At 32.2% G+C, this 9,086-nt stretch carries 7 protein-coding genes; 3 read left to right on the forward strand and 4 right to left on the reverse strand.

Annotation, left to right across the window (positions count from 1 at the left end; translation table 11 throughout):
* Window positions 1-208: 208 nt before the first annotated feature.
* Together Q361_RS11330 and Q361_RS11335 are read right to left on the reverse strand one after the other, a co-directional pair.
* Window positions 209-988, reverse strand: coding sequence for a LytR/AlgR family response regulator transcription factor (locus tag Q361_RS11330; RefSeq protein ID WP_103726848.1), 780 nt, complete (start codon window positions 986-988; stop codon window positions 209-211).
* Window positions 989-1,115: 127 nt separating this feature from the next.
* Window positions 1,116-2,660: a glycine--tRNA ligase gene (locus Q361_RS11335; RefSeq protein ID WP_103726849.1), complete on the reverse strand. Its 1,545-nt coding sequence runs from the start codon at window positions 2,658-2,660 to the stop codon at window positions 1,116-1,118.
* A gap of 96 nt (window positions 2,661-2,756) precedes the next feature.
* Here Q361_RS11335 and Q361_RS11340 point away from each other — a divergent pair, with 96 nt between their 5' ends.
* A complete protein-coding gene (locus Q361_RS11340) occupies window positions 2,757-3,437 on the forward strand; it encodes a ComF family protein (RefSeq protein WP_103726850.1) in 681 nt (226 codons plus the stop codon).
* A 74-nt stretch (window positions 3,438-3,511) separates the two neighbouring features.
* Entirely contained in the window at window positions 3,512-5,116 is a 1,605-nt protein-coding gene (locus tag Q361_RS11345; RefSeq protein WP_103726851.1) for an Ig-like domain-containing protein, read from the forward strand.
* On the opposite strand, the gene Q361_RS11350 is transcribed toward Q361_RS11345, so the two are convergent.
* Together Q361_RS11350 and Q361_RS11355 are read right to left on the reverse strand one after the other, a co-directional pair.
* The gene (locus Q361_RS11350) at window positions 5,113-5,880 is read right to left on the reverse strand and encodes an amidohydrolase (RefSeq protein WP_103726852.1); all 768 of its coding nucleotides are present in this window, start codon (window positions 5,878-5,880) and stop codon (window positions 5,113-5,115) included. The genes Q361_RS11345 and Q361_RS11350 overlap by 4 nt on opposite strands.
* Window positions 5,877-8,699, reverse strand: a complete 2,823-nt coding sequence (locus Q361_RS11355; protein WP_103726853.1) for a GH92 family glycosyl hydrolase — start codon at window positions 8,697-8,699, stop codon at window positions 5,877-5,879. The genes Q361_RS11350 and Q361_RS11355 overlap by 4 nt, the downstream gene beginning before the upstream one ends.
* Window positions 8,700-8,808: 109 nt before the next feature.
* Here Q361_RS11355 and Q361_RS11360 point away from each other — a divergent pair.
* Window positions 8,809-9,086 (forward strand): helix-turn-helix domain-containing protein (locus tag Q361_RS11360; RefSeq protein ID WP_146047009.1); only part of this gene is annotated, 278 nt, incomplete at its 3' end.

The raw sequence follows: 9,086 nt of genomic DNA on the forward strand, positions 1-9,086 counted from the left end.
TCTTTACTTTTGTGAAAGACTTTGTTAATTTTTTGTGCTTTCAACGATGTAAAAGTATAACAGAAATATTAGTTGTAAACTAAATATTATGCGTTTTAAGTAGATACGCTACAACCTTTAGTGTATTGATAGGGTAATCGAGTAAATGTAAAATTTATTCGACGAAAATGTATTTTAACTAAAAATTGTGGGTTTTTTCGTATTAGTACTACACTTCTATGTAGTTTTCACGAGAAATTTGAGATAAGAGAGACAGTATGTTATTTCGATGCGATCGAGAATAAGGAATTTTTGTATTTATATCTTTAATATAGCAAATGTTTTTTCCTGTATGTATTCTTACTATATGTTCAGAATTGATAATATAACTATTATGTATCCTTACAAAAGGGTAGGGTAAAAGTTGTTCAAAGTGTTTTAAAGTTTTAAAAGCCGATATTTTTTCGCCAGTACTTAAATAGATATCTGTAGAGTTGTTGTCTGCTTTTAAGTATAAAATTTCTTTAGAAAGCATATACTTATAATCGCCATAAGATTTTAAACAAATTACCGTATTTTGATGCGTGTTATTACTGTTTGATATTGAAGTTTTTAATTTGTGTTTATCCGTAAATTGTTCTTCATATCTTTTTACGGCTTGTTGAATTTCTTTTTTTACCAAAGGTGTTATAAAGTAGTCAAATACATTATTGCGTAACGCTTGTTGTAAATATTCTCCTGAGTTGGCTGTAATCATAATAGCGCTGTGTGCGGCAATAGTAGCTTTTAATTCGTTTAAAAAATTAAAATTAAAGTTTACATTTTCTAACGATTTGGCTAAACTATAAAAAATAATATCGGGAGATTCTGATGCGATAAGTTCTACAGCATCTTTAGGCTTACTCGCTATAGCAATACATTCTAAAGAAGTTATAGACGTAATAATTTTATGAATTCGATTGGCGTTTTTTATATCTTCGTCTAGGATAACGCAGGTATATTTTTTCAAATTACTAAGTTTTTATAGAGGTTAATTGGCTAGGTACTAAAATACAAAACTTAATTGTAATATGTATATAGTTTTATATATTGATATAAATAGTTAAAAAAACCCTGAATATTCAGGGTTTTTTTAACTATTTAGCTTTTAATAACCAATTTTTTACCGAAACATTTTCGTTTATAATGTCTCTCAAAGCATCTATTTTTACTCTATCTTGCATCATAGAATCGCGGTGTCTTAATGTTACAGTTTGATCTTCTATGGTTTGATGGTCTACAGTAATACAAAAAGGAGTTCCAAGAGCATCTTGACGACGGTATCTTCTACCAACAGCGTCTTTTTCATCATAAGTAACATTAAATTCCCATTTTAAATCATCTATAATTTGTTTGGCAATTTCTGGTAAACCATCTTTTTTTACAAGAGGCAATACGGCTGCTTTTGTAGGAGCTAAAACACTTGGTAGTCTTAACACTGTTCTAGTTGTGCCATCTTCAAGAGTTTCTTCTACAAGAGATTTAGAAAAAACAGCCAAAAACATTCTGTCAAGTCCTACAGATGTTTCAACTACATAAGGAACATAGTTTTTGTTTTCTTCGGTATCAAAATACTGAAGTTTTTTACCAGAATATTGTTCGTGTGCTTTTAAATCAAAATCGGTTCTAGAGTGAATACCTTCTAGTTCTTTAAATCCAAATGGAAAATTAAATTCAATATCAGCGGCAGCATTTGCATAGTGAGCTAGTTTTTCATGATCGTGAAAACGATAGTTCTCGTTACCCAACCCTAAAGATTGATGCCATTTTAAACGAGTTTCTTTCCAATACTCATACCATTTTATTTCTTCGCCTGGTTTTACAAAAAATTGCATTTCCATTTGTTCAAACTCACGCATACGGAAAATAAATTGACGAGCTACAATTTCGTTTCTAAATGCTTTTCCTGTTTGGGCAATACCAAAAGGAATTTTCATACGTCCCGTTTTTTGAACATTTAAAAAGTTTACAAAAATACCTTGAGCAGTTTCTGGACGTAGGTATAAGTCCATAGCGTTTTCGGCAGAAGCCCCAAGTTTGGTACCAAACATCAAGTTAAATTGACGTACTTCTGTCCAGTTTTTAGAACCACTTTCTGGGCAAGCAATTTCTAGCTCTTCAATCAAAGCTTTTACATCGTCTAAATCGCCAGAGTCTAATGATTTTGCCATTCTCTCTAAGATTTCTTTTTTCTTAGAAAGATATTCCATAACCCTTGGATTTGTAGTGCGGTATTGTTGTTCATCAAAAGCTTCTCCAAAGCGAGCACGAGCTTTTTCTATTTCTTTTTCGGCTTTTTGATTTAATTTTTCGGCATAATCTTCAATAAGAACATCGGCACGATATCTTTTTTTAGAATCTTTATTGTCTATCAATGGGTCGTTAAAAGCATCAACATGCCCAGATGCTTTCCATGTGGTAGGATGCATTAATATGGCAGCGTCTAGCCCCACAATGTTTTCGTGCATTTGAACCATAGCACGCCACCAGTACTCGCGAATATTCTTTTTTAATTCTACTCCGTTTTGTGCATAGTCGTATACTGCACTTAAACCATCGTAAATTTCGCTAGAAGGAAATATAAATCCGTACTCTTTTGCATGCGAAATTACGTTCTTGAAAATATCTTCTTGTTTTGCCATAATGATGCAAAAGTATAAAACTCAAGCAAAATTTGGAATTTATTCTAAAAATAGAATTACTTTTTTTTATTTTTATAGCATTAAAGCCAAAAAATTATGTTTACAAGCCTATTGAATGTTTTTTTTCCGAAAACTTGTGCCGGTTGCTCAGTATTATTAAAAACAAACGAAAAAATACTATGCACAACCTGTAGACACGAAATTCCTACTACCCAACATTTACTTCAACGAGAGAATGAAGCTTTGCAAAAATTTTATGGAAGAATAGAGGTTGTTTATGCCGCTTCGTTGTTTTATTTTCATAAAAAAGGAATTGTGCAAAACATGATTCATCAATTAAAATACAAAGGTAGGGAAGATATAGGGTTGGAGTTGGCACATTGGTTTAATAAAGAGTTGCTGCATTCTTCATGCTTTCAAACAATCGATGCCGTTGTAGAAGTTCCTTTGCACCCAAGAAAGCAAAAGGAAAGAGGTTACAATCAAGTTTCATTATTTGCCAAAACAATATCTCAAATATTGCAAAAAGACTATTGCCCCCAGTTTTTGGTTCGAACAAGATATTCCAACACACAAACAAAAAAAACAATTTGGGCAAGAAACGAAATGAATAAAGCTGTTTTTGTAGCACAATTGGATAAACAGTATTATGGAAAGCATATACTTTTGGTAGACGATATTTTAACCACAGGCGCTACACTCGAAGCTTGTTGTAGAGCTTTACTTGAAATTCCAGATGTAAAAATAAGCATACTTACTATGGCAATAGCAGAATAACACGTTAATATTCCGTAAAAAGATTTCGGTAATACTTATTATAATTGTTATTTTGCATAAATATTTTCAAAACAATGAAATTAAGTTTTAACCATCTTGTTTTTATAAGTTTACTTTTTTTGGTAGCGAGTTGCGCTAGACGAGGTAGTATAACAGGAGGCCCAAAAGATACACTTGCGCCAGTACTAAAAAACAGTATTCCAAAAAATTTTTCAACCCAATTTACAGGTAAAGAAATTCAACTCACTTTTGACGAATATGTAAAACTCAAAAATGTAAACAAACAACTTGTTATTTCTCCGCCTTTGGAAAAAGAACCCGAAATATTACCTTTTACACCTAGTAAAACCATATCTATACGATTTAAAGAAGACTTAAAACCCAATACAACCTATAGTTTAAATTTTGGACAAAGTATAGAAGATAACAACGAATCGAATTCTTTACAAAATTTTAAATACGTGTTTTCTACAGGCAGTACGATAGATTCTTTAAAACTTAAAGTAAAATTAGCCGATGCTTTGGAGCAAAAAACGCCAACGTATGTTTCTGTGATGTTATACGAAATAGATGCTGATTATTCAGATTCTATTATTTATAAAAAAACACCCAATTATTTGGCAAATAGTTTAGACACTTTAACCACTGTAGAATTAACCAACTTAAAAGAAGGTAAATACAGGTTGATTGCTATAAAAGACGAAAACAGAAACAATAAATTTGACCCAAAAACAGAAAAAATTGCTTTTGAAACAAATGTTATAAACATACCTTCGAATGATTTGCCAAAACTAAATTTATTTAAAGAAGTTTTGCCTTTTGCTGTTCAAAATGCTAATCAGAGTTCGGGAAACAAAATTATTGTAGGCTATCAAGGAGATGTTAAAAAGGTAAAAATTACAGCTCGAAATAATCAAAAAGAAATTCCAATAAAAGTAAGTAAGTTTCCTCAAAAAGACTCTTTACAAGTTTGGTTTAAAGCTAATAAAAACGATTCTTTAACACTAGAAATAGCACAAAATAAATATCTTAAAAAATATAGTTTTAAAATAAAAGATCAAAAACAAGATACCTTAGCTGTTCGTTCGGATATTAATGGTGTTTTGCCTTTTAGAGAAACCTTTTCTGTGGTGAGTTCTACACCATTAAAAAATTGGGACGAAAGTAAAATATTGTTTACTAAGAGCGATAAATCGGTTGTAAAATACAAATTGGATTATGACGAAGAACATCAAAAATTGAATTTTTTGTTTGATAAAGAAGCCAATCAAGGTTATACCATTACAATGTTGCCCAAAGCGCTTACCGATTATTTTGACAAACCAAACGATACACTTACCTATAAGTTTAAAGTTCCCAATAGCACCGATTTTGGAAATTTGAAAGTAATACTCGAAAATGTTAAACATTATCCAGTAATAGTGCAACTTACAGACAAACAAGGAAAAGTTTTAGCCGAAGAATTTGCAGAAAAAAGCAATCAAGTAAATTTTGAGTTTTTACAGCCAAATAAATTTACAATGAGGGTTATTTATGATGATAATAAAAACAAAAAATGGGATGCTGGAAATTATTTGCAAAAAACGCAAAGCGAAGAAGTGCTTTATTTTCCAAAAGAACTTGATGTTCGTGCCAATTGGGATGTAGAGCAAGTTTTTGATTTAAAAAACACGAACTAGATATTGATTTTAAAGTCATCTCTGTCGTTTAAAAAGTTTAATTTTTTCCGCATTTCTACAAGCGCATTTTTATTGATATTTGCTATAAAAACACCTTCATTTATTTGAGGATTTACAATGTATTCTCCTAAATAATCAACAAGCTGTGTGTGCCCTGAATATAAATGGTTGTGTTCGTCTTCACCTATGCGGTTTACTCCAATAGTATAGCACATATTTTCTACGGCACGCGCTTTTAGTAAAATATTCCAAGCATTAATTCGTGGTTCGGGCCAATTGGCAACATAAATCAACACATCATATTCTTCAACATTTCTAGAAAAAACAGGAAAACGCAAGTCGTAACAAATAAACGGACAGATTTTGAAACCTTTATATTCTACAATACATTTTTCTTTTCCAGCAGTATATACTTTTTCTTCGCCAGCTAAAGTAAAAAGGTGTCGTTTATCATACGTTTGAATTTCTCCATTTGGAAATACAAAAACCAATCGGTTGTAATAGTTGTTATTTTCTTGAATAACTAAACTTCCTGTAATAGCGCAATTTTTGTTTTTTGCTCTATTTTTTAACCATAAAATAGTTTCGCCTTGCATGGTTTCGGCAACACTTACTGGGTTCATGGTGAAACCAGAAGTAAACATTTCTGGTAAAACAATGAGGTCTACTTTTTCAGAAATTGCATTGATTTTTTGTTCTAATGCTTGCCTGTTTTGTTTAGGGTTTTCCCAATAGAGAGTAGTTTGAATTAGAGCTATTTTCATGGTTTAATTTCTATTTCATCAATAAAAATAAACGCATCTCCATCATAAGGTTCTGCCTGATGACCTTTTGGAAATTTTCCATAATTTTCGGCGATTACTTTTATAAATCGTGTTTTTTGTTTTGGAATTTTTAAAGCAACTTTTTTTGTAAACACATCATAATTAAGTGGGTCTACAGCAATATCTTCATGAGAAATTTCGGTAAAAGTAGCACCGTCTTTAGAAGTTAATACAATAACTTTTTTAGGCATTACAATCCACGAGCGAGAATCTTGAAGAAAGTTACAATTGATATGTTCTACATCAATTTCGCTTTGTAAATCGACGATTGCTTCAAAATTTTGTTTTTGATACCCTTGCCAATCGCCTTTACGCCAATTGGTTGTTCCGTATATTCCGTCTACCAAACCATCTGCGCCACCAGCGTGGTATTGAGGGTTGTATGTTGAAATGAGATTTATACTATAATTGTTTGGTTTTTTAATAAATGAAGCAGATATGGTGTCGCTTTGGTAAAATTTTCCATTATAATTTATTTCCGAATAAGCTAAAACTTTTGTGTTTCTGCCAATTAATGTCCAATCTCCATAATATTCAAAGAAAGGGGAGTTTTTATAGTTTTCATCAATTATTCTACAATATATTTTCAAATCATTATAGGTAGAAAAATTAATTGGTTTCGGATTTAATAGTTTAAATTTCAACTCGTTTTTAAATGATTTATTTTCTGCATCAATAACTGGAACAGGAATTAAGATGTGCTCTTTTTCTAACACTTTATTATTTGTTTTTTTGGGAATTATTTTCTGATTATTTTTTCTATTAATTTTTATCTGACTTTTATTTTCAAGGTTGATTATTATTTTTTTAAAGATTGGACTTGTAGTTTCCCATTCGTCTTTTCCGGGTGTAACCTGATAAATTCCCATCGAGCTTAACACATACCAAGCGCTCATTTGACCACAGTCTTCGTTTCCTATTAATCCATCGGGTGAGTTTTTGTAGAAATTGTTTAGAATATAATGTACTTTTTCGGTAGTTTTTTCAGGTTTGCCAATGTAATTGTACAAATACGCCATGTGGTGACTCGGCTCATTTCCGTGGGCGTATTGCCCAATTAATCCTGTAACATCAACTTGTTCTCTACCTGTAGTTTTGCTTTCGGCATTGAACATTTTGTCGAGTTTAATTTCAAATTTTCCTTTTCCGCCATAGGCATCAATCATTCCTTGAATATCTTGTGGTACAAAAAATGAGTATTGCCAAGAGTTTCCTTCGGTAAAATTGTTGTTGATTTCTTTTGGATCAAACGGTTTGTCCCAACCGCCATTCTTTTTTGGGCGCATAAAACCTGTTTGCCAATCAAAAACATTTTTCCAGTTTTGAGAGCGTTTTATAAAATACGTATAATCATCTGTTTTGTTTAATAGTTGAGCCATTTGAGCGATACACCAATCATCGTAGGCATATTCCAAAGTTTTAGAAACACTTTCGTGTTCGTCATCAATGGTTATTTGTCCGTTTTCTTTGTAAGCCTTAAGGCCAAAATGGTCAAGCATAGCCGAATGTTTATAAGCCTCATAAGCTTTTTCATAATCGAAACCTTTAATTCCTTTTGCCATTGCATCTGCGATTACCGAAACGGCATGATACCCAATCATGCAATCCGTTTCATTGCTTGCCAATTCCCAAACAGGTAGCCTGCCACCTTGTTCGTATTGTTTGATAAAGGTGTTTATAAAGTCGGCGGTACGCTTTTTATCAATTAAAGTATATAATGGATGTGCCGCTCGAAATGTATCCCAAAGAGAAAAAACCGAGTAATAATCAAAACCTTCGGCTTTATGAATTTGATTGTCTCTGCCTCTATATTTGCCATCAATATCTTGAGCGATATTGGGCTGTATCATTGTGTGGTATAATGCTGTGTAAAAAATGGTTAGCTTATTTTTATCATTATCTGAGACTTTAATTTTGGCTAATTCTTGGTTCCAAATTTCTTCGGCTTGTTTTTTTACCTTATTAAAATCCCAATGATTTATTTCGCTCATATTTAGTTTTGCTCCCTCATAAGAAGTTGGAGAAAGGGAAACTTTTACTTTGATTGTTTCTCCTTTTTTAACATTTTTTGATAAAGCCAATTTTAGTTCGGTTCCCGAATAAAAACCGTTTCTATTTTCTTGATTTGCAATTACTTTAGAGATGTTTAAAGGTTTGTCAAATTCTATTCGAGCGTATACATATTGATCTTTTGCCCAAGCCTCACTTCGGCGTAGTACTTCAATGGTTTTGTTGTCAATTATTTTTATATCGCCATACAATAGTTTGTCTCTATGGTTTAAATCTAAAATAAAATTTGCTGTACCATCACTATTAAAAGTGTATTCGTGAAACCCTACACGTGTAGAAGTGGTTAAACGTACATCTATATTATGTTTGTCTAGTTTTACAGCATAAAATCCTGCGGTTGCTTTTTCATTAGAATGTGAAAATGTAGAGCTATATTCTTTTGGGTTAAAAGAAGGTTCGCCCATAGTTGGCATAATCATAATGTCTCCATAATCGCTACAGCCTGTGCCGTTGAGGTGTGTATGCGAAAAACCATAAATTACCGCATCATCATAATGGTATCCAGAGCATCCTTCCCAACTACCATCAATGCGAGTGTCGGGCGAGAGCTGCACCATACCAAACGCAAGTGTTGCCCCAGGAAAAGTATGTCCCATTGCTGCTGTTCCTATCATTGGGTTTATGTATTGTGATAGGTTTTGAGAAACTATAATTTGAGTAAAAAATAATAAAGCAAATATTTTTTTCATAGGAGTTTGTTGATGTTCAAATATAAAAAAACGCATTCAAATTAATGAATGCGTTTTTATACTATTTTAATGTCGCGTCCTAAAATAGCGATACACAAAAAGTATCCTTATGGAAAATCAAGAATCAAGTCGCTACGTAAAGCGCACTCAAAAAGACTATACCATGTCTTTTAAACTACAAGTTGTTCAAGAAATAGAGCAAGGTAGCATTTCAACTTATGATGTTTGTCGTAAGTATGGCATCCAATCCCGTTCCACTGTTGTGGGTTGGCTTCGAAAATTTGGTAACTTCGATTGGGAAAATCAAACACCAACCAATATGCCAAAATCTCCAGAGCAGAAAATAATGGAACTAGAAGCCAAAGTAAAACTTCTAGAAAAGCAAAA

The sequence above is a fragment of the Flavobacterium croceum DSM 17960 genome (assembly GCF_002917885.1).
Lineage (GTDB): Bacteria > Bacteroidota > Bacteroidia > Flavobacteriales > Flavobacteriaceae > Flavobacterium > Flavobacterium croceum.